The 18,852-nt window shown below is 70.8% G+C and carries 23 protein-coding genes; 14 read left to right on the top strand and 9 right to left on the bottom strand.

Annotation, left to right across the window (positions count from 1 at the left end):
* Positions 1–2 precede the first annotated feature (2 nt).
* A complete protein-coding gene (locus tag ACRC20_RS11405) occupies positions 3–674 on the top strand; it encodes an LppA family lipoprotein (RefSeq protein WP_438686499.1) in 672 nt (223 codons plus the stop codon).
* A 7-nt stretch (positions 675–681) separates the two neighbouring features.
* Here ACRC20_RS11405 and ACRC20_RS11400 read toward each other — a convergent pair whose 3' ends face one another.
* The 5 genes from ACRC20_RS11400 to ACRC20_RS11380 all read right to left on the bottom strand — a co-directional run bounded on the left by ACRC20_RS11400 (position 682) and on the right by ACRC20_RS11380 (position 4,924).
* On the bottom strand, positions 682–993 hold the full coding sequence (locus ACRC20_RS11400) for a hypothetical protein (protein ID WP_438686498.1): 312 nt from the start codon (positions 991–993) through the stop codon (positions 682–684).
* Between the two features lie 8 nt (positions 994–1,001).
* Complete coding sequence (locus tag ACRC20_RS11395; protein WP_438686497.1) at positions 1,002–1,361, bottom strand: hypothetical protein; 360 nt, start codon at positions 1,359–1,361, stop codon at positions 1,002–1,004.
* Between the two features lie 9 nt (positions 1,362–1,370).
* Positions 1,371–2,060 (bottom strand): MspA family porin, encoded by a 690-nt coding sequence (locus ACRC20_RS11390; protein WP_438686496.1) that lies wholly within the window; start codon positions 2,058–2,060, stop codon positions 1,371–1,373.
* Positions 2,061–2,258: 198 nt separating this feature from the next.
* A complete protein-coding gene (locus ACRC20_RS11385) occupies positions 2,259–4,538 on the bottom strand; it encodes a heavy metal translocating P-type ATPase (RefSeq protein WP_438686495.1) in 2,280 nt (759 codons plus the stop codon).
* Complete coding sequence (locus ACRC20_RS11380) at positions 4,535–4,924, bottom strand: zf-HC2 domain-containing protein (RefSeq protein ID WP_438686494.1); 390 nt, start codon at positions 4,922–4,924, stop codon at positions 4,535–4,537. The genes ACRC20_RS11385 and ACRC20_RS11380 overlap by 4 nt, the downstream gene beginning before the upstream one ends.
* 65 nt (positions 4,925–4,989) lie before the next feature.
* Here ACRC20_RS11380 and ACRC20_RS11375 point away from each other — a divergent pair, with 65 nt between their 5' ends.
* The 3 genes from ACRC20_RS11375 to ACRC20_RS11365 are packed head-to-tail and all read left to right on the top strand — an operon-like array spanning position 4,990 to position 7,599.
* The gene (locus tag ACRC20_RS11375; RefSeq protein WP_438686493.1) at positions 4,990–5,589 is read left to right on the top strand and encodes a sigma-70 family RNA polymerase sigma factor; all 600 of its coding nucleotides are present in this window, start codon (positions 4,990–4,992) and stop codon (positions 5,587–5,589) included.
* Positions 5,576–7,069, top strand: a complete 1,494-nt coding sequence (locus ACRC20_RS11370) for a bis-aminopropyl spermidine synthase family protein (protein WP_438686492.1) — start codon at positions 5,576–5,578, stop codon at positions 7,067–7,069. The genes ACRC20_RS11375 and ACRC20_RS11370 overlap by 14 nt, the downstream gene beginning before the upstream one ends.
* A complete protein-coding gene (locus ACRC20_RS11365) occupies positions 7,066–7,599 on the top strand; it encodes a GNAT family N-acetyltransferase (protein WP_438686491.1) in 534 nt (177 codons plus the stop codon). Before ACRC20_RS11370 ends, ACRC20_RS11365 begins: the two co-directional genes overlap by 4 nt.
* Here ACRC20_RS11365 and ACRC20_RS11360 read toward each other — a convergent pair whose 3' ends face one another.
* A complete protein-coding gene (locus ACRC20_RS11360; RefSeq protein WP_438686490.1) occupies positions 7,600–8,157 on the bottom strand; it encodes a TIGR00730 family Rossman fold protein in 558 nt (185 codons plus the stop codon).
* A 74-nt stretch (positions 8,158–8,231) separates the two neighbouring features.
* Between ACRC20_RS11360 and ACRC20_RS11355 the strand changes: the two genes are divergently transcribed.
* From ACRC20_RS11355 to ACRC20_RS11340, 4 genes are all read left to right on the top strand, one after another.
* Positions 8,232–9,563 carry a threonine/serine ThrE exporter family protein gene (locus ACRC20_RS11355; RefSeq protein ID WP_438686489.1) on the top strand — a complete coding sequence of 444 codons (1,332 nt, stop codon included), beginning with the start codon at positions 8,232–8,234 and terminating at the stop codon, positions 9,561–9,563.
* 50 nt (positions 9,564–9,613) lie between these two features.
* Entirely contained in the window at positions 9,614–10,186 is a 573-nt protein-coding gene (locus ACRC20_RS11350) for a TIGR03086 family metal-binding protein (protein ID WP_438686488.1), read from the top strand.
* A gap of 198 nt (positions 10,187–10,384) precedes the next feature.
* Complete coding sequence (locus ACRC20_RS11345) at positions 10,385–12,847, top strand: CocE/NonD family hydrolase (RefSeq protein WP_438686487.1); 2,463 nt, start codon at positions 10,385–10,387, stop codon at positions 12,845–12,847.
* Between the two features lie 134 nt (positions 12,848–12,981).
* On the top strand, positions 12,982–13,515 hold the full coding sequence (locus tag ACRC20_RS11340) for a hypothetical protein (RefSeq protein WP_438686486.1): 534 nt from the start codon (positions 12,982–12,984) through the stop codon (positions 13,513–13,515).
* 92 nt (positions 13,516–13,607) lie between these two features.
* On the opposite strand, the gene ACRC20_RS11335 is transcribed toward ACRC20_RS11340, so the two are convergent.
* Entirely contained in the window at positions 13,608–14,321 is a 714-nt protein-coding gene (locus tag ACRC20_RS11335) for a M24 family metallopeptidase (RefSeq protein WP_438686485.1), read from the bottom strand.
* 103 nt (positions 14,322–14,424) lie between these two features.
* On the opposite strand from ACRC20_RS11335, the gene ACRC20_RS11330 reads away from it, so the two are divergent.
* Positions 14,425–14,874, top strand: coding sequence for a hypothetical protein (locus ACRC20_RS11330; RefSeq protein WP_438686484.1), 450 nt, complete (start codon positions 14,425–14,427; stop codon positions 14,872–14,874).
* A complete protein-coding gene (locus ACRC20_RS11325) occupies positions 14,862–15,269 on the top strand; it encodes a hypothetical protein (RefSeq protein ID WP_438686483.1) in 408 nt (135 codons plus the stop codon). Before ACRC20_RS11330 ends, ACRC20_RS11325 begins: the two co-directional genes overlap by 13 nt.
* On the opposite strand, the gene ACRC20_RS11320 is transcribed toward ACRC20_RS11325, so the two are convergent.
* A complete protein-coding gene (locus ACRC20_RS11320; protein ID WP_438686482.1) occupies positions 15,219–15,872 on the bottom strand; it encodes a TetR/AcrR family transcriptional regulator in 654 nt (217 codons plus the stop codon). The genes ACRC20_RS11325 and ACRC20_RS11320 overlap by 51 nt on opposite strands.
* Positions 15,873–15,976: 104 nt before the next feature.
* Here ACRC20_RS11320 and ACRC20_RS11315 point away from each other — a divergent pair, with 104 nt between their 5' ends.
* From ACRC20_RS11315 to ACRC20_RS11305, 3 genes are read left to right on the top strand one after another with little or no spacing between them, the layout of a single operon-like run.
* The gene (locus ACRC20_RS11315) at positions 15,977–16,657 is read left to right on the top strand and encodes a nitroreductase (RefSeq protein WP_438686481.1); all 681 of its coding nucleotides are present in this window, start codon (positions 15,977–15,979) and stop codon (positions 16,655–16,657) included.
* A gap of 37 nt (positions 16,658–16,694) precedes the next feature.
* Entirely contained in the window at positions 16,695–17,564 is an 870-nt protein-coding gene (locus ACRC20_RS11310; RefSeq protein ID WP_438686480.1) for a DUF692 domain-containing protein, read from the top strand.
* Positions 17,561–18,010, top strand: a complete 450-nt coding sequence (locus tag ACRC20_RS11305) for a hypothetical protein (protein WP_438686479.1) — start codon at positions 17,561–17,563, stop codon at positions 18,008–18,010. Before ACRC20_RS11310 ends, ACRC20_RS11305 begins: the two co-directional genes overlap by 4 nt.
* Here the strand turns inward: ACRC20_RS11305 and ACRC20_RS11300 are convergent.
* Complete coding sequence (locus ACRC20_RS11300) at positions 18,005–18,376, bottom strand: hypothetical protein (RefSeq protein ID WP_438686478.1); 372 nt, start codon at positions 18,374–18,376, stop codon at positions 18,005–18,007. The genes ACRC20_RS11305 and ACRC20_RS11300 overlap by 6 nt on opposite strands.
* Before the next feature lie 72 nt (positions 18,377–18,448).
* On the opposite strand from ACRC20_RS11300, the gene ACRC20_RS11295 reads away from it, so the two are divergent.
* On the top strand, positions 18,449–18,852 hold a 404-nt coding region (locus tag ACRC20_RS11295), incomplete at its 3' end, for an LLM class flavin-dependent oxidoreductase (protein WP_438686477.1).

The raw sequence follows: 18,852 nt of genomic DNA, 5'->3' as shown, positions 1-18,852 counted from the left end.
GCATGGCGAACGGGAAGTCGAGGCTGCGGCCAGTTCCCTACGTGATCGTGATCGCGGCGGCCATCGGCTCCGTGGTGCTGTGCGTGGGCGGGTACGCCCTGCTCGGCTTGTGGGGGCGGCAGTTGGACCCGAACTACTCGCAGCCGGAAGAGGTCGCCGCGCACGAGGCGGCGCTGCGCCAGGGCGGCCCGGCGGAGGAGGACGCGAAACGTGTGGAGGCGGCGCTGGCCCGGGCGGCGGACGAGGCTGTCGGCAATTCCTTGGGCTTGACTTGGCGTTGGGGCGAGCAAGCCCCGGAGAACTCGACCTGCGACCCCTACAACATGTTCCACGGGGTCAAACCGGTGCGGATCGTTCTGCGCCATGTCGTGTTCGAGGGCACGCTCACAGGCCCGGCCCGGGAGCGGGCCGCTGCGGCGCTCAAGACGCAGGCGGAGGCGTTGGGCCTCGTGGACGAAAAACTTTTCACGGACAGTTATGGCAGGTCGTGGGCAGTGCATTCGAAGGGTTCGGATGGAGCCGAGGCCGGTTTTGTCTCGGGCCAGGCGGCTTCGGGAGCTCCCGACGATTCGATCGCCAGAGAGCGCGCGCTCGCAGTTTTCGAAGGCAAGTCGGCCTGCTTGTTCCCCCAGCAGTACTTCGCGCAGAGCCGTGCGCCCGTTCCTTCGCGCTGAGCCTCGCTCAGCTCCCCGCCGCGATGATCGGCTTCGCTCCTTTTTTGCCTTGGGGCGCAGGCGGCTCGGAGTCGATGTTCCAGTGCAGCGAGCTGTCGTTGTCCGGGAACGCCTTCGGCGAAGCGGCGTTGCCGCTGGTCGCCCCTCCGCTGCCGAACGAGCCGCCTGCGGACGGGCCGGTCGCGCCGCCCCCGCCCGACGATTCGAGCACGCCATGCGCGGAGAGCCCCGGCTGCGCGGCGGCCTCGGCGGGGGCGAGGCCCGCTGCGCAGAGGCAGGCCAGCAGGGCCAGCGGGGCGGACGGCGGCATGTTCGGCATACGGCGCCTCAGTCGCCTGCCGGAATGATGGGCTTGGCGTCCTTCGGGGCGGCCATCGGGTCGTTCGCCTGGACGCTCGTGTGCAGCGCGCCGTTGTTCTCCGGGAAGACCCCTGCGGCGGGCTTGGCTCCGGTCGCTTTCGAGTCGTCTTTGGCCCCGCTGTCCGACGGGCTGTCGGGGCTGCTCGGATTGGCCGGGCTGTCCGGCGAGCCCTGTTTGTCCGGCGAGCTCTGTTTGTCGGGCGAGTTCTGCGCCGGGACGATGGGGTCGGCCGAGGCAAGGGCGGCGACCGAGCAGGAAGGCGCGAGGCAGATAGCGGCCACGGCGAGCGCCCGGGCCAGGGCGGGCGGGCGGAGCATGCGCGTCATCCCTTCAGCCTAGAACGGAGCGATCGGTCCGTAAATAGTGAATGTGTCGTCATTGGTCGGGGTGGAGACTTGCACCACGGCGTAGGGGCGCACGAACGCCGGGCCGCCGCAGGCGTCGACGTTGACGTGCTCGTTGAGCACGCGGGTCGCGCCGTCTCGTCCGGCGAGCTGTTTCACCGACACCGGCACGGTGACGATCTGGCCGGGTTTGAGGTAGGTGTCCATGTACCCGTTGACGCCGGGGTTCAATGTTCCAGTGTCGGTGCCGACCCCCTGCACGCCCGCCTGGATATTCGCGTCCGGCGTCGTCGCGTTCATGCTGGCGCCGCCGTTGATCTCCAGGCCGTTGGACAGGTCGATCTGGCAGGAGGCCTGCAAGCCGAGTTTCACAAGACCTGTGTTGACGGGGACTTTCGCGGTTCCGGCGATGTCCACCGAGGCTCTCGCGGAGACGAAGGCCTCACGGGTGAACGGGGTCTGCGCCATGTTCGCCACCGAGGTCACCGACATCTCCGAGAGCGTCAGCGCGACGTCGTAGCCGTCGTCGGTGACGTGGTGCTCGGTGACGTCCTCCAGCCCGACCGGATCGGCGCAGGCGGCGGACCCAGCGGCGCCAGACGCGAGCACCACGGCGGCGAGGACGGACGAGCGCCGTCGGAGGACGCGCGGCGTCCGATCAGACAGCACACGAAACAGCATGACGAAGTCCTTAGCTCCAATGGGTCGTTTCCACGATCTCCGGCCCAGTCTGCGGCTCGCGGCCAGGCGCAGGGGGCGACCTCCGGCGGCGGATGCGAAATCGTGTCGGAGCGGTGACGGGGGAGTTGTCTCCCCTGGTTGGAATGTGTCCGACGCCACTGGACCGGGTCGGAGCCGGTCTGCTCTGGCCGGGTCGGCTCAGCTCAGGTCGGCTCTGCGCAGCCGCAGGCTGTTCGCGACGACGAAGAAGGACGAGAAGGCCATGGCGGCGCTCGCGAGCAGCGGGTTCGCGAATCCCGCGACGGCGAGCGGAATGGCCGCGACGTTGTAGCCGAACGCCCAGAGGAGGTTGCCCCGGAGCGTGCGCAGCGTCGCCTTGGCGAGGGCGATCGCGTCCGGGACGGCGCCGAGGTCGTCGCGCACCACGATCACATCGGCGGCGCTCAACGCGACGTCGGTGCCGGTGAACACGGCCATGCCGAGGTCGGCGACGGCCAGCGCGGGACCGTCGTTGATCCCGTCGCCGACGAACGCCACTCGCAGCCCGCCGTCCTGCAGTTGGCGCAGCACTTCGGCCTTCCCCTCGGGGGCCACCTCGGCGATCACCTCGGGGATGCCGACCTGGTCCGCGACGCGCTGGGCGGCGCCCGCGTTGTCGCCGGTGAGCAGCAGCAGCCGCAGGCCGCGCGCCCGCAGCCGCCGCACCGCGTCCGCCGCCGATTCCTGCACGGTGTCGGAGAGGGCGAGCACGGCTGTCGCCGCGCCGTCTTTGCGCAGCACCACCGCTGTGGCGCCGTCGCGCTGCCGATGGCGCACCGCCTTCGCCAGGCTCTCGGGCAGGTCGAGGCCTGCGTTGGGCCGGGTCACTTCGACCGCGAAGCCGTCGACCTCGCCACGCACGCCGGAGCCGGGCAGCACGACGAAGCCTTGGGCTTCGGGCAGGGCCTCGACCAGGCCCTTCGCCCATGCGACGATCGCGGCCCCGACCGGATGCTCGGAGGCGGCCTCGACCGCGCCCGCGAGCCGCGCGGCTTCGGCCTCGGTCGTGCCCGGGGCGAGGTCCACGCTCGCCACCCGCATGTTGGCGGTGGTGATGACGCCGGTCTTGTCGAAGACGACGGCGTCCACGTCGCGGGTCGCCTCCAATGCCCTCGGGCCCTTCAAGAACACGCCGAGCAGGGCCCCCCGGCCCGCGGCGACCATGAGCGCGGTGGGGATCGCGAGCCCGAGCGCGCACGGGCACGCGATGACCAGCACCGAGATGGCGACGCCGACCGCGCGGGACGGCGCCGCGCCCGCGACGAGCCACCCGGCGAACGTCGCCGCCGAGATGAGCAGCACGGCGGGGACGAAGAAGGCCGAGACCCGGTCGGCGAGCTGCGTGGCCTTCCCCTTGCCGACCTGCGCCTCTTCGACCAGTCGCAGCATCCCGGCCAGCCGGGTGTCCGCTCCGACGGCGGCCGCCTCGACGACGAGCCGCCCGGTGAGGCAGATCGTGCCGCCGACCACGGCGGAGCCGGGCTCGACCGCGACCGGGTTCGGCTCGCCGGTCATCGCGCTCATGTCCACGTCGGCGACCCCGCCGGTGACCAGTCCGTCCGTCGCGATGGTCTCGCCGGGCTTCACGAGAAAGCTCGAGCCTTCGACCAGCTCCTCGACCGAGGCTCTGACCTCGCGCTGTCCTGTCCCGTCGTCGACGAGCAGGGTCACCTCCCTGGCCCCGAGGGCCGCGAGCGCCCGGGTTCCGGCCCCGGCGCGTTTTCTCGCCTTCGCCTCGAAGTACCGCCCGGCGAGGACGAACACTGTGATACCGGCGGCGACTTCGAGGTAGACGCTGTCGCTGGCGAGGATCGTGGCGAGGATCCCCTTCGGCGCGGGCCGGGCCGGGCGCGTGGGGGAGGCAGTGCCCATGGGGGAGAACATGGACCACAACGACCAGCCGAACGCGGCCCAGACGCCGAGGGTGACCAGCGTGTCCATGGTCGCCCCGCCGTGCCGGAGGGCGGCGAGCGCCCGGCGGCGCATCGGGGCGGCGCACCACAGGACGACCGGCAGGGCGAGCGCGGTGAGCAGCCATTGCCAGCCAGTGACGCGCAGGCTCGGCTCCGTGGCGAACAGGACGGACAGGTTCGCGAGGGGGAAGAACAAGAGGAGCGCGACCGCGAGCCTGCGGAAGAGGTCCTGCACTTGGCGCTCTTCGGCCTGCTCGGCTTCTTCGGCGAGGGCGGTCGCTCGGGCGTTGGCCTGGATCGGGGCCGCCGAGTACCCGGCTTTCTCGACGGTCGCCACGATCTGCTCGGGCGAAACCGCCTTTGGCGCGTCGACGACGGCCACCCCGGTCGCGAGGTTCACCTCCGCGCTCGCGCCGTCGAGTTTGGCGAGCGCCCTGCTGACCCTGGCGGAGCACGCCCCGCAGGTCATGCCCGTTACCTGGTAGCGCGATCTGCGCAACGCGTCCGGTTCGAGGACTGCCGTCATTCCGCCGTCTCCTCGGCGGGGCGCAGGTGGCCCGTTTTGCGCCCGAACCGCGCGCCCTCCGGGGGGCGCAGCTCGACGTCGTCCCGTTTGCGCGACCGCTCCGCGCGCAGCCACCCCGAGAAGCGGGAGCGCCACGACGCCTTGCGCTCGGGCAGTTCCACGTGGAACATCGGGGCGATCTGGACGGACTGCAGCCGCAGCGCGGCCGCCTGGGCGAGCGCGCGCTGCCACCAGTCGGCGCATTCCCCGCACGTGGCCATGTGCGCGTCGACCCGGGTCGCGGGCACCGGCTCGCGCTCTCCGTCCAAACGGGCCGACAGCGCCTCTTGGACCGTGTCGCACTCGACCGGGCCGCACTCGACCCAATCGCCCGGCAAGCTCCGCATACCTCATTTTAGCGCTCGGCGCCGCGCGTTCATTCCCACCGGAGGCGCACGATATCCTAAGTCCCATGTCGAACGGCGATGGCGAAGACCGGACCACCGCCCTCGCCCTTTCGGCCGCGCGCGGCGACCGCAAGGCGTTCGCCGCGTTCGTCGCCGAGACCCAACGGGACGTGTGGCGCTTCCTCGCGCATTTGACGGACCCCGCGCAGGCGGACGACCTCGCGCAAGAGACGTATTTGCGGGCGGTGACCAGCATCGCCCGGTTCGAGGGCCGCTCGGGCGGCAAAGTCTGGCTGCTCTCCATCGCGCGCCGGGTCGTGGTCGACCAGATCCGCTCCGCCGTGGCGAGGCCGAGGACGGCTCCGGGGGCGGACCCCGCGCTCGCGCCGTCCGTGCGCCGCAGGGAAGTCGCAGAGCATTCGGCCCAGATGGAGTTGGCGCTGGTCAAGATCCTGCTGGCAGGCCTGGCTCCGGAGCGGCGCGAGGCGCTGGTGCTCACCCAGGTCCTCGGCCTCTCGTACGCGGAGGTCGCGGCGGTGTGCGACTGCCCGGTCGGCACGGTGCGCTCGCGGGTGGCCAGGGCGAGGGAGGACCTCGTGGAGGCCAGTCGAGAGCAGTCGGGAGACCGGGCTCGGCCGAGGGGCGCGGTCCGTGGCGCTGGCTGAGGTCGTTTCCCTGCTCGCGCGCCGGACGGCTTCGAACCGGCAGCACGTCGCCGCGCTGGCGCGCCTCTGGTCGGGCGAGGCCAGCCTCCAAGAGCTCGTCGAAGCCTCGGCGCTCTCCCGTCGCGGCGTCGAGGAGCTCATCCGCACGGCGGGGGAGGATGTCGTCGTCTCAAGCGGGGCGGGGGCCTCGGCGCGGTGGGCTTTGGTCCCGAGCGCGCGCGACGAGTACGCGGCGGTCCTCGGCGGGACCACTCGTCCGCAGCCGGATCCGGAGCTGGTCCTGAGCCTGCGCGAGGCACGGGCGCGGTGCCCGAAGCCGAACACGGACCTCGACCATGTCGCCGCGACGGCCAAGACCGCCGTGGCGCGGGCGGCGTGGATCGCGCGCCGTTTCGAGACGACGGGCCTCCGCGTCCTGTTCGTCGGCGACCACGACCTCACCAGCCTCGCGCTGGCGCGGCTGTGCCCGCAGGCGGAGATCGCCGTCGTGGACGTGTCCGAGCCGCTCGTGGAGTTTTTGGCCGCGGAGCTGCACGCGCTGCGCCCTGTCCCAAGCGCCGACGGGCTGGCTGCGAGCTTCCGGGTGCGCCACGCCGACCTGCGGCAGCGGTTCCCCGTCGACCTCGAAGGCTGGGCGGACGTGTTCGTCGCCGACCCGCCGTACACGCCCGAGGGCGTGGCGTTGTTCTGCGCGAGGGGCGCGCAGGGCCTGCGGGACCTCGCGCATGGCCGAGGGCTCTTGGCGTATGGGTACGGGGAGGACCAGCCCGCGCTCGGGCTCGCCGTGCAGAAAGCGGTCCTCGGCCTTGACTGCCTCGTCGAGGAGCTGATCCCGGATTTCAACCGCTACCACGGCGCGCAGGCCATCGGCGGCGCCAGCGACTGGTATGTGCTGCGCTTCGCGCCGAGCGCGGCGAAGCGGGTCGGGCGGGCCGTGAGCGCGGCGCCGAGGGCGATCTACACCCACGGCCGCCAGTCCGTCGAGTCGAACGCGGACGGCGGGGCCGTCGATTCGCGCGGTGTCGATTTGCGAGGCGCCGATTCGTCGGCGCTGTTCCGCGCGCTGCTGTGGGAGGACGGCGAGCAGCTGTCGTTCCTGGTGGACAACAACCACCCCGACCTGCGCACGGCGGACTCGCAGGCGCGGCTCGTCGCGGATGTCGCGGGGAAATGGAACGTGCGGTTCCGTAAATCTGTCCCCGACTCGGCGAGCGCGATCGTGGAGGCGGCCGCCGTCGTGGAGCCGAACGCGCGCGGACTGGCGTTGAGCAGGCCCCACGGCAAGGTGAAGAACGTCCTGCGCGAGGCGCGCATCCTGGCAAAGGAGGGGCTCACGAAAAACGAGGCCCGCGCCTGGGTCGCGGAAATATTGGCCGCGACGCAGGGCTGGGGCGCGGATCTCGGCGAAAGCCTGGCCGGCGACGTGCCGAGAGCGGCGCTGCGCGCCCTGCTGCAGGGTGTGGAGGAAGGAGCAGGATGACGGACGACACGGCGGTGATCCGCAGGGCGAGGCTGGAGGACGTGCCCGCGATGCGCGCGATGGTCCACGACCTCGCCGCCTACGAGAAGGCCCCCGAGCTGTGCCATCTCACCGAGGAGCAGCTGCGCGCGGCGCTGTTCGGCGAGCATGTCGCGCTGTACGCGCACGTCGTGGTGACGACGAAGGAGGAGCCGCGGCCGGACGAGCCCCGTGGCGAAGTGGACGGCGAGGTCGCAGGCATGGCGATCTGGTTCCTCAACTACTCCACCTGGGACGGCGTGCACGGGATCTACCTGGAAGACCTCTATGTCCGCCCCGAGCACCGGGGCTCGGGCCTCGGCAAGGCGCTGCTCGTCGCCCTCTCCCAAGAATGCGTCCGCAACGGCTGGTCCCGGCTCTCGTGGCAGGTGCTCGACTGGAACGCCCCGGCGATCGGGTTCTACGAGTCCATCGGCGCGAAGGCGCAGGACGAGTGGACCACCTACCGGCTCTCGGGGCCCGAGCTCGCCGCGCTGGCCGAAGAGGGCTAGCTACCAGCGTCCGCCGGGATGTGCGAAGGCCTTGGCTTTCTCCAGGTATTCCTGCGCGCTTTCGGCGACGATGAGCAGGTCGTAGCTGCGCTCGGCGATGAATCCGGACTCCAAGACGCCACGGACAGCGGTGAGCAGGCTCGTCCAGAAACCGTTCACGTTGAGCACTCCGACGGGTTTGGGGTGCAGCGCGAGCTGCGCGGACCCCCACACGTCGAAGAGCTCGTCGAGCGTGCCGAGGCCGCCGGGGAGGGCGACCGCCGCGTCCGCGAGCTCCAGCATGAGCTGTTTGCGCCGGTACATGGTGTCGACCACGCGTTGCGACGTGAGGCCCGGGTGCGCGAGCTCTTTGTCGACCAGGCTGGACGGGATGACGCCGTGGACGCGCCCGCCCGCCGCGAGCGCCGCGTCCGCGACCACGCCCATGAGGCCCTTGTGCCCGCCGCCGTACACGATCTCCGCGCCGGCCCGGACCAGGTCGACCGCGAAGTCGGCCGCCGCCCGCGCGTACGCCGGATCGGCCCCCGCGCTCGCCCCGCAGTACACCGCGACTCTCATCTCTCCTCCTTCGGTTCCTGTCCAGTCTGCCATCCTGTGCGGCGGCGGGGCGCGCGATGGGATATGAATGTCCGGTGACGACGTTCGCCGGATTGCGCCGACAGGCTGGAAAGCTCTGGCGCGCGGCCCGCAAGGACCGGCCCGTGCCGCTGGTGGACTCGGAGTCGTACCCGGACGAGGAGATCCTCACGATGCTGCGCCTGTTGGGCGTTGCGATGGTCGAGACCGGGCAGCCGACGAACCTCGTCGAGGCGGACCTCCGGGCGATCAGCAAGGCGTACACCGGTCACGAGCTGCGCGTGCTCGTCTTCCCGACCTATTTGATCGTCCAGCTCGACAGCGTGCTCGCCACCAAGACGCAGATCGACGAGCCCTCTAGGGCCACCGCGCAGCTGGACCAGGCGGGGCGTATCGACACGCTGGTCCAGCTGGCCAAAGCGCGGGCGATCACGCCCCCGCAGGTCATCGCCCAGGTGCGGGCGGTGCGCAGCTGGTCCCCTCGGTTCGGGCCCGCCCTCACCGTGGTCGGCCATATGATCCTCACCCTCGGCTTCGGCCTCGCGCTCCAGCCGACGCTGGCCGGGCTGCCCGCGTACGCGCTGCTCGGCGGCATCGTCGGGCTCGTGCTCTTGATCGGCAGATGGCTCCCCTCGGCGAGCACGGTCCTGCCTCCGTTGGCGGCGATCATCGCGACCGTCCTGACCACCTGGTATCTGGCAGGCGCGGCGGGGGACGGGCTGCTCCGCGTGCTCGCCCCGGCCCTGATCAGCGTGCTGCCGGGGATGACCCTCGCGATCGGGGCGGTGGAGCTCACCAGCATCCAAGTGATCTCCGGCTCGGCCCGGCTCATGTACGGCGCGGCACAGCTGTTGCTGCTCGCGTTCGGGGTGGTGGTCGGGGCGCGGATCGCGGGCCCGCTCTCCCCTTCGCACCCCAACGCCCAGCTCGGCCAGTGGGCCCCGTACCTCGGGACGGTCGTCGCGGCGCTCGGGTTCTCCCTGTACAAGTCCGCGCCGAAAGGGGCGTTGCCGCCGATCGCGGCCACGATGCTGGTGGCGCTCGTTGGGCAGCAGCTCGGCGGCAGATATGTCGACCCGATGCTGGCGGGCTTCTTCGGCGCGCTGGTTGTCGTGCCGTTCGCGCAGATCATCGCGCGTTTCAAAGGCGTGCCGCCCGCGATGGTGCTCATGCTCGCGGCGTTCTGGTTCTTGGTGCCGGGAGCGCTCTCGTTCGTGAGCGTCGGCGAGGTCGTCACCACCGGCGGGGGCGGCGCGCGGGCGTTGCTGTCGGCCGTGTTGGCGGTCTTCTCCATCGCGTTGGGGATGCTGTTCGGCTGGGGGCTCGACCGTGCGGCGGCGGGTCTGGTCGACCGGTTGCGGCACCCCCAGGAACAGGGGCTAGGGTGACCGCGGGCCGACCGGCCCGCCTTCTGACAGACAGCCTAGGAGCGTTCTCGATGTCCGCTGATTCCCTCCAACTCTCCCCGCTCGGCGCGGCGGGCGACGCCCTCGACGTGCTGCGGGCGGCCTTGACCCGCGTGGGCGAGGCCGACCTCGACAGGCCGACCCCGAACGCGAAGTTCACCGTGGCCCAGCTCGCCGAGCACCTCTCCGGCTCGGTGAAGCTGCTCGGCGGCGCGGCGGGCGCCGAGATCGACGTCCCGGCCGAGGGCTCTCTGGAGGACCAGCTGGTCCCCGCCGGCCAGGCGGCGCTCGCGGCGTGGCAGGCGCGCGGGCTGGACGGCACGGCCGTTCTGCCCTTCGGCGAGGTGCCCGCCGTGGTTCCCTCCTTCATCCTCACCATGGAGTTCCTCGTCCACGCCTGGGACTTCGCGACGGCGGTCGGGGGCCAGATCGCGCCGACGGAGGCGTTGACGGAGTTCGCCCTCGGCGCGGCGCGGGGCATCATCCGCCCGGAGCTGCGCGATGGCAACATGTTCGCGGCCGAGGTCCCGGTCGCCGAGGACGCCCCGGCCTTGGTCAAGCTCATCGCCTTCACCGGGCGCGACCCGCGTTGGTCCGCCGCCTAAAGACACATCCGACCCGAAAAGGGCCTCCGGCGAGCTCGCTCGCCGGAGGCCCTTTTCGTCGCTGGGGCGGACCGGAGGCACTTTGTGGCCGTATTGTGAAGTGAATCGCTATTCATTTGTTATCATTGGCGGCAGCACATTGCTTTGTTACCAGACGGTAGCATCACAACCACGATCCTTCGAGATGGAGGCGGCTCTATGGACCGAAAGGCTTCGCGAGGCCGGGCCCGCTGGCTCGGCGCCGGGTTTGTGGGCGGGAGCTTGGCTTTCGGGGCGTGGCTCGCCTCCGCCGCGCCGTCCTCGGCGGACGACTCCGGTTTCGCGACGATCTCCTCGTTCCAGGGCAGCGGCCTTGTCTCGGAGGGCGCGACCGTGGCGGCGGCGGAGCCGGACGGCGACGACATGGCCGTGGCGGGCCTGTCGGACAAGACGCAGCGGGACCAGGAGGCGCGGCTGCGGGCCCCGCAGCCGGGCGGCGACGGCTCGGACGAGACGGCGGCAGATGAGGAGGGGCCGTCCGCTCCAGACTTCAACGACCCGGCCCACCCCGGCCAGTTCACGCTGGGGGACATGGAGAACCAGTGGTACGACACGGCGATGGACGACTTGCCGTACACGAACGTGGGGATCGACTGGGACGTGCCGATCACGATGAGCGACGGAACCGTGCTCAAGGCGAACGTGTACCGCCCGCTCAACGACGACGGGACCCCGGTGGAGGGCCCGCTGCCGGTGCTGGTGAACATCACCCCCTACACCAAGCTCGTCTCGACCCTCCTCGACTCGCTGACTGTGCCGTACTACTCCGACGCCCTGTGGAACTACTTCGGCAACATGTACATGCCGCCGGGGCTCAAGGGCCTCGAACAGGTGCTGCAGATGCTCAACAGCGGGTTCCTGCAGGAGTTCGGGGTGCAGCGCAGGCTCGTGCAGTCCGGCTACGTGCAGGTCGTGGTGGACCAGCGGGGGACCGGCTTCTCGCAGGGCACCTGGCAGGTGCTGGGCAGGCGCGAGCAGCTCGACGACAAGGAGGTCGTCGAGTGGGCGGCGGACCAGCCGTGGTCGGACGGCAAGGTCGGCATGAACGGGATCTCCTACTCGGGCATCAACCAGCTCCAGGCGGCGGCGCTGCGCCCGAAGGGGCTCAAGGCGCTCTTCCCCATCGTCCCGAGCTCCGACCTCATGGCGGACACGGGCGCGCCGGGCGGCGGGGTCGGATTCGGATTCCTCACCCCGTGGCTGAGCCTGGTGAGCTTCCTCAAGAGCCTGCCCGACCTCTCGGCGAGCGCCGGGGGCGCCTACGACTGGCAGTGGGCCGACGACCGGCGCAAGGAGCTGTTCGTCAAGCTCGACCTGCTCAGCCAGGGCCTGAACACCCCGGAGTTCGACAAGGTCGCAGACCACTACGCGGACTCGCTGGACGAGGACTCGCAGGTGCGCCAGGAGATCGGCCGCCGCGCCGACACGGGCGCGAGCTCGGGCGAGGCGTTGCTCGGCATGCTGAAGACGGGCTCGCCCTGGCGGGAAAAAGTGTTGGAGGAGGGCGACCTGAAGCGGTTGCCGCTCGATCTGGTCGACTTCGTCGACCGGGACTCGCCGTGGCGCAAGGACCTGGTCACCGACGTGTCGAAGGTCGACGTGCCGACATTGGTGGTCGGCGGCTGGCACGACCTGTTCTCGAACACCGAGCCCCGGATCTTCAACGAGCTGAATCTGCCGCCGGACGAGAAGAAGCTCGTCATGGGCGATTGGTACCACTTCACGACCGGGTCGGGGCTCGGGAAGTACCCGAACCCGCCCCGGCTCGACGTGCTCGCGCGGGCCTGGTTCGACCACTGGCTCAAGGGGATCGACAACGGGATCGACAAGTTCGCGCCCGTGACGGTGTTCAGCGAGGGCGACGGCTGGACCAACAGCGACACGTGGCCGCGCAAGGGCATGGACTACCAGAAGCTGTACCTCTCGGAGCAGCAGGCGATGTCCACCGCGTTCTCCATGCTCGACGGCTCGCTCGCCGACCAGCCGGACGAGGACGAGAACGGGCACTGGATCTCCTTCGGCCTCACCAACATGTGCTCGCGGGACATGAACCAAGAGACGATCGGGATGCTCGCGTGGGTCGACGCCTGCCACATCGACTCCCGGATCGCCGAGCTCAACGGCTTCACATTCACCAGCCGCCCCGTCGAGGAGCAGACCGTGATCTCCGGCCCGATGGCCGTGCGCCTCAACACCGTGCAACAGGCGTCGGACGGCTACTGGGACGTCACCGTCAACGACGTGGACGAATACGGCCAGTCCACCGTCCTCTCCACCGGGCAGCTGGTGGTGTCCCTGCGCGGCCTGGACGAGTCCAAGACGACCCGCCTCCCGGACGGCACCGTCGTGGACCCCTACCCGGTCCTCGACACGCAGAACTGGCGACGGGTGGAGCCGGGCGAGCCCGTCCCGATCGACGTCGGGGTCGTCCCGGTCGACGCGACCCTGCAGCCCGGACACCGCCTGCGGGTGGACGTCTTCGCGGGCAACTTCCCCAAGGCGCTGCCGCCGTGGCCGATGATGGACGACATGCGGCTCGCCCCGCAGTTGCTCGACCTCGACCCGAACTCGCCGAGCTGGGTCGTGCTACCCGTCAACCACCGCATCCCAGGGGCTTCCTGATGTTCAGATCGCGATCCGCTTCGTTGCGGCGGGCCTCGTGTATGCTCCGCCCCCCAAGACACGTCGGCCCGCCGCGCCTGGCGTCTCATCGATCTGACCAGCCAGGAAACTCGCTACCGGACAGAGGAGACATCATGAGGAGAGCGATCGTGCTCGTCGGGCTGGTGCTGCTGGGCGGCGCGCCTGTCGCGGCGCAGGCCGCCCCTCCGGACGGGGAGGCAGCGTGCCGGGGGCTGATCGCCCTCGACCGCAGGCTCGCCACGCTGGACCGCCAGTTCGGCGAGCTGAACCGGCAAGATCCCCCCGAGATCCTCGCGCCCAAGCAGAAAGACCTGCTCAAACTCATGCAGGGCGACGCGCTCGCATTGCGCAAAGTCCTTGCCCAGACCGGCAAACCGCTGGGCAATGAGGCGGCGGACAAGTATCTGCCCGAGTTCCTCGCGAAGAACGCGACGTTCCTTGGCTGGTTCGCCAAACCCGATGCGGAGCTCGCCGACGAGCAGCGCCAACAGATCACCGACGCGGTGGGCGAGTACCGCTTCGAAGTCGGCCAGTCCTGCGACTACTACGCGCCGTACAACCCTTCGACGGACGAGGACGGCCAAGGCGGCTCTCCGTATCCGCCGGGGCACAACGGCGCAGGCGATTACGGCCGAGACCGGGCGTAACCAGAAGGGCGCGGGCGCCAAGCCCTGCGACCGAGGAGAACGCCATCCCTGTCCTCGCACGAGGGGGCGAGGACAGGGATGGCGTTCTGCCGTCAGAGATCCAGCAGCTCCTCGTAGAAGCCCCCGAAACGGCCCTCGGGCTCGGCGATGTGCACCTCCAAGATCCAGTGCGCGTCGCGGCCGGAGGGGTCCGGGCGGCGCATCGGCAGGTCGGATCCGGGCGCGGCGTACCATTGCAGCTCGCTCTTGGCGAGGCGTTTGTGGGGGAACTCGCCGATGAGGTGCCCGGCGATCTGCCCGGCGAAGTCCCAGCCCCGGGCGCGGGAGCGGTCCACGACGAAATCGTAGAGCGCGGCCCCGGTGATCTCCGGCGCCGCGTGGAAGAAGGCCCGGCTTTCGTCGAAGATCGCGCCGAGGTCGGCCGCGATCCGGTGTTTGACGGGGTCGTCGCCGAGCACGTACGTCCGTCCGAAATCGGCCTCCCACGCCTCGAAGACCGGCCCGAGGTCGACGAACACGATGTCGTCGGCCTCCAGCACGCGTTCGGGAGGGTTCTCGCTCGCGATGGAGAGCGTGTTCGCCCCCGCGCGCACGATCCGTTTGTGCCAGTGCTGGCGCACCCCGAACTGCTCTTCGGCGAGCGCCTTGATCGCCTCGCTGGCCTGCGTCTCGGTCGCGCCGGGGCGGATGATTCCGTGGTCGGCGATCGCGTCGAAGAGCGCGGCGGCTTTGCGCTGCGCGTCCCGCAGTTTCTCGCGACGTTCCTGCTCGACAGTGTTCGATTCTCCTGCGCTTGTTGCGGTCATTTCGGGAGCCTAGCATTTTCCGCGCTGCGCGGTCTGGGATTTTTGCCGGGCCGGGTTTTGTCGGTGAGATTGCGTGTCGGTGCGGTCGCGTACCGTCGTCGGCATGAGGACGAGGCGGAGGCTCGTTGGCCCATGCGGCGCGCAGGGGGCCTCGAAACAGCTCGCGCGGCTGCGGGGCGATCCGCCGGGCTCTCGGACGTTGTGGGTCTACGACGAGCAGGACTGGGCGGTCATGCGTGCGCTGCCGTCCGGGGCGCTGGTCTGCCCGGAGCCAGGCTGCGGCTCGCCGTTCACCGTCGCACGGCAGAACCAGCACGGCACGAGATGGCTGGCGGACCGGCCCGGCTCGGACTGCGCGCACACGCTCACCCGGCCCGGCGCGGGCGGCGGGCCGATGTCCGCGCAGCACCGCTGGATGCAGGAGCGGCTGCGCCGGATGTGCGCGGCGCTCGGCCAGGAGGCGATCCCCGAGCACCACGCGACGAACGCCGACCTCTACCTGCCGGGCGCACCAAGGCCAGGGAGCGCAAGGGCGCCCGGGTGCTGTGGCTGATCACCGAGGACGCCTCGGGGCGCTCCGTCGAGCGGGCACTGCGCAGGCAGCCCTGCGCGAGGGTCCGGGTGCACGAGCGGGGCGAGCGCCGCAGACGGCTGCGGCCGTGGCTCAGGCCCGAGGACGCGCCGAGGGCCGTGCTGTCGATGGGGGGCAGGGTCGCCTTCTTCGACCGGGAGGCAGACAGGCTGCGCTTTGGGTGGCGGGACGGCTGCGGGTTCCTCGCCGAGGTGATCGAGGGGCGGCGGGTCTGGCTGCCCGCTGCGGCCCCGGAACTGGCAGGCCTCGGCGGCGGGGCCTGGGTTTTGGCGGAAGACCTCTGCCGTCTGCCTGCCGGGGGGAAATCATGGCTCGACAGGCTGCGGCGCCGTGCTCGGCGCTTGGGATATGGCTGAGAAGAGCGAGCCCGCGAAAGCGGCCAGCCGCTCGACCGGGTACGCGCCGGGGTCGGCGAGCGCGAGCCGTCCGGCCTCCTCCCATCCTCGGAAGAGGACGTGGGCGGTCAGCTCCACGTCCATGCCGTCGGCCCGGTCCCCGAGCAAGGCGCGCAGGATCTCGACGAGGCGGTCGAGGAGCAGGGCCTCCGCTTGTCTCTTGAACTTCTGCAAGGCGGGCGGGGAGCCGCCGTGGGCGGGCAGGAGGATGGAGCGCCACCGGCTCGGGCGCTCCTGCACGGCCTTGAGGAGCTCGCGCGTCATCGTGGTGAGCGCCGCCGCCGGGTCGGCGCCCGCCAGATCTGGGGGGACCACTCCGCGGAGCTGCGCGAGCGCCTGCTCGCCCTCTCGCTCCAAAAGGTCGCGCAGAATGTGGTTCGCGTCGGAGAACTGGCTGTACACCACGGGGCGGGTCACATCGATGGCTTTCGCCACCGCGTCGACGGTGACCGCCTCGACCCCCCCGGCGTTGATCAGCTCGAGCGCGGTGTCGAGGATCTGCTCGCGGCGCTGCTCGCCGGGCATCCTTGGCGCGTAGGGGCGCTTGGGGGCTGCTTGGCTCATCCGCCAGAGTCTATTCCCACGCCCGAGAGGACGGTCTGCCACGGAGCCGGGTCGAGCCGCGCCATACACTTCTTGCCATCGTCGAACGAATGCGAGGAACTCCTATGGCAGACATCCTGGACTTCGCAGCAGCCGTGCGCGCCCGACGTTCCACGCGGGCCTTCTTGGCCGAGCCGTTGACGGACGCGGAGCTGCGCGCGGTGCTCGAAGACGCGCAGCTGTCCCCGTCGAACAGCAACAGCCAGCCGTGGCGGGCGCACATCGTCTCCGGGGCCAAACGCGACGAGCTCAGCCGGGAGCTGCTGCGCGCGGCGGGCGAGGGCCGCGTGAGCATGGACTTCACCTTCGACCCCAAGTACGGCGGGAACGAGGATTTGATGCGCAAGGTGAGGGAGCAGGGCGGCCGCTACTACGAGACGATGGGCGTGGCCAAAGACGATTTCGCGGGCCGGGGCGAGCTGATGCTGCGCAACTACGAGTTCTTCGGGGCCCCGCACGTCGCGTTCCTGTTCACCCCGCTCGTCGGGGACGGGGTGCGCGTTGGGGCGGACATCGGCATGTACGCGCAGACGTTCCTGCTCTCGCTCGCCGCGCAGGGCTTCGCCGGGGTCCCGCAGACCGCGCTCGGCCTCTACGCCGACGTCGTGCGGGAGGCGCTCGGGGTCTCGGACGAGTTCAAACTGCTCTTCGGGATCTCTTTCGGCCGCCCGGACCCCGGCGCGACGGCGAACAGCTTCCGCACCAGCCGGGTCCCCGTCGAGGAGAGCGTCGTCCTGCACTCCTAAGATAAGGGCAACGCACGGCGGAGCTGGAGGAGGTCGAGTGGGCGGCGTCGCGGGGATCGGGCTGGGCTGGCGGGCGGAGCTGGCTGGCCTCTTCATGTCGAGGGACGAGGTCGATCCGGGCTGTTCGCCCGACTTCGCCGAGGTGGTCGCCGAGAACCTGCGCCCCGACCGCCTGCCCGAGGCGGTGGCCGTGTTGGCGGACCGGCGCGTGCCGGTGGTGCCGCACGGGGTGAGCCTCGGCCTCGCCGGGGCCGAGCCGCCGGACCAGGCCCGACTGCGCCGCCTCGCCGATCTCGCCGAAGCCCTGCGGTCGCCGCTGGTCTCCGAGCATGTCGCCTTTGTCCGGGCGGGCGGGTCCGGGCCCCATGCGGGGATGTTGGAGGCGGGCCACCTCGTGCCGCCGCCGCGCACCAGGGAGTCGCTCGCGGTGCTGGCCGACAATGTGCGCCGGGCCCAGGACCAGCTGCCCGTGCCGCTGGCGCTGGAGAACATCGCGGCGAACCTGCGCTGGCCGGAGGACGAGTACGACGAGCCGGACTTCCTCGCCGAGCTTGTGGCGGCCACTGGCTGCTCGCTCCTCGTGGACGTCGCGAACCTCTACGGCTCCGCGCTGGCGCGGGGGACCGACCCGCTCGAAGAGCTGCGCAGGCTGCCGTGGGCGGCGGTCGCGTACGCGCACGTCGCGGGCGGCCGGATCCAGGGCGGCTGCTACCTCGACACGCACAGCGGGCCGGTGTTGGAGCCGGTGTTGGCGTTGGTCGCCGAGGCGGTGGCGCTGCGGCCGGGCCTCGGCGTGCTGTTGGAGGTCGACCAGTGCTTCGACCCGGACGAGACCGGGCGCGAGCTCGCGGCGGTCCGCGAAGCGGCGGGGCGCAGCGCGACGAGCGGCCAGGCGGTTCCCGCATGACGCAGCACCTCGACGAGGCCCGCGCCCGGCTCGCCGCGCGGCAGCGCGACGTGCTCGGCGCGCTCCTCGCGGGCCAGGTCCCCGACGGCTTCGACCAGGCGACGACGCGCCTCGCCGCGCGCCAGTTGGCAGGCAAGCGCCGCGACGAGGCGCTCCGGGCCTGCCCGAGGCTCGCGGAGCTGCCGGGCTGGCCGGAGGCCTTCGCGCGCCACGCGCTCGCCGGGCCGAGGACCGGCTGCGCGCACGACGACGTGGCGAGATTCCTCGCCTCGCTCGCGGGCGAGCCCTCGGCGCGGGACTGGCTCGCCGAGCAGGCGGTGTTGGACGGCGCGCGACGGTTCGCGTGGATTCGTCGCCGAGGAAGGCGAGAGCTGCTGGTCGGGATCGGCGAGCAGATGTGGCGGCTGGCGATGCGCCAGGAACGGAGGAAGAACGATGAGTCATGACAAGGTGGTCGGCTGGATCGTCCAGCTCCTCGTCGCCGGGGTCTTCTTCGGGGGCTTCACCCTCGCGGCGAGGATGATCAAGAAGTTCACCACCAGGGAATCGCGGCCGGGCGGAGCCGCTTCGTCGTCTCTGCTCGGCGGGGCGGGCGGCTCGGATTGCAGCAGCTCGTCGTCCGGCCTCATGGACGACAGCTCGTCCTGTTCCAGCTCGGATTCCTCAAGCTGCTCCAGCTCGGACTCTTCCAGCTCGAGCTGTTCGAGCTCCTCCTGTTCGAGTTGTTCGTCCTGTTCCAGTTCGAGTTCGGACTGAGCTGAGCCAATCTCCTGAGCTTTGCTCCCCGCGCCGAGGTTTCGCCCCGGGCTCAACCCCTGTCCACGGAAGCGCGCTAGGTTGGACAGAGTTCGACAACCGCTCCCACGAGAACAGCGAGGAAGCCCATGGGCCGCCCAGTCCGCATCAGCCTTTTCATCCCGCCCACCCGGTTCAGCGACTACGGGGCCGTCCGCGACCAGGTCAAAGCCGCCGAGGAGACAGGCGCGGACATCCTGCTCGGCTACGACCACTTCTTCCCGCCGGAGGTCGTCGGCTTCGAGAACGACAGGCCGGTGCTCGCCGACCCGCAGCCCGACCTGCCGAACTTCGAGCCGCTCACGGCGTTGGCCGCGTGGGCCGAGCAGACGACCCGGCCCGAGCTCGGCCTTTTGGTGACGGGGATCGGGTATCGCAATCCCGACCTGCTGGCAGATATCGCCCGGACTATTGACCACATTTCCGGCGGTCGGCACATCCTTGGGCTCGGGGCCGGCTGGTACCAGCCGGACTACGACGAGTACGGCTACGA

The organism is Segniliparus sp. (genome assembly GCF_051660745.1).
Classification (GTDB): Bacteria; Actinomycetota; Actinomycetes; order Mycobacteriales; family Mycobacteriaceae; genus Segniliparus.
This window is presented reverse-complemented; position numbering and strand designations above follow the sequence as displayed.